Source organism: Ruficoccus amylovorans (genome assembly GCF_014230085.1).
Lineage (GTDB): Bacteria > Verrucomicrobiota > Verrucomicrobiia > Opitutales > Cerasicoccaceae > Ruficoccus > Ruficoccus amylovorans.
In genome coordinates this window covers 1-1,196 of record NZ_JACHVB010000036.1, presented here as the reverse complement: position 1 = coordinate 1,196, position 1,196 = coordinate 1, and the positions used below count along the sequence as shown (strand labels likewise).

Below are 1,196 nucleotides of genomic sequence, written 5' to 3'. Positions count from 1 at the left end.
GCTCCCAGCTAAAAAGAAGCCGGCCTGAAGGCGCGGCTTCTTTTATTGTTAGCCTCCGACCTGCCCGGGGACAGCAGAGGCAGCCCTTAGGCTGCCTCCCGCCGTCCGCTCCTCAGTTAACCCCGGCGTGAGCGTCGAGGAGTTGGTGGAGGCGTTCGGTTCTGGTGGGCAGGAGGTTGAGGTTTCCCTTGAGGGCCTCGGTGAAGGCGTTCTGGAGGGACCAGAGGGTGCGCTCACGGAAGCAGGGGTGTTCGGGGTTTCTCCAGTGGTCGAGGACCTTGGGGATGTGTTGGTTGGAGCAGACGCCTGCATCCACAGCTCGGATAATGAGGTCGTGGGCGCGGGTGTCGCGGAGGCGGGCCTGCTTATAGGCTTCGATGCGGCGGGCCTGTTCGCCGAAACGCCCGACGAGGCGTTGGACGGCGTTGTCGGCCAACTCGTCGAGGTCGCGCAGGATGAACCGGGTGTGCTTGCGGGCGAGCTTGATCTCGCCTGAGAAGGCCAGATTGCTGCACACCAGCACCTGAGTCCCGGCGACGATCCCGGCGGGGAAGCTCTTGTCGTGGGAGTTTCTGACGCCGACGATCCAGCTGTAGTCCCCGGCGTCGCGGGCGGTGCGTATCTCCAGCAGGGCGAAGAAGCGGTCGGCCTCCTTGTCCAGGGCGTAGGCGCTGTTGACGATGGCCAGGCCGCGCCCGAGCAGGGCCCGCTCGACCGTGTTGAGGACGGTGAGGTGGGCAACGGGTTGCCAGGTGTGGGTGGGCGGCGGCGTGGGGACCTCCGCAATCCGGCTGCGGTTGACGGCCTGAGAGCCGCAGTGCAGCAGGAGGTTGCAGCGGGGTTGGGGATGGAGGGTGGCCGCCGCTGCGGGCGGTTCCAGTAATGTGTGGATCATGAGTTGGGTTTCCTTTCGGTTGGTGGTTGGTTTGTTGGGTTCGGGTTGTGGGTTTTGTGTGGTTGGGTTTGGAAAGCAAAAAGCCCCGCCCTGGAGGGACCGGGACGGGGCTGTATTGGGTTTTGGATACGTGCAGCTCCTGACCGCCTCAGCGGTAGGGGTGCTCGCGCTCGGGGTACTCGGGGACGAAGGGGGAGCGCCTGACCGCCCCCACGGCGTAGCCGATGGATCCGATGAGGATGGCCACGGAGACGACGAGGAAGGGGCTGAGGACCTCCCTGGCCTCATCGACGGCCCCGAC

At 65.6% G+C, this 1,196-nt stretch carries 1 protein-coding gene; it reads right to left on the bottom strand.

The features are described from left to right. Positions 1-112: 112 nt before the first annotated feature. Positions 113-895: a DUF932 domain-containing protein gene (locus H5P28_RS14210; RefSeq protein WP_185676381.1), complete on the bottom strand. Its 783-nt coding sequence runs from the start codon at positions 893-895 to the stop codon at positions 113-115. Between the last annotated feature and the right edge of the window lie 301 nt (positions 896-1,196).

Excerpts from the sequence above, each read along its gene's own strand:
- H5P28_RS14210 (WP_185676381.1), bottom strand. The coding sequence starts at position 895 with ATGATCCACACATTACTGGAACCGCCCGCAGCGGCGGCCACCCTCCAT.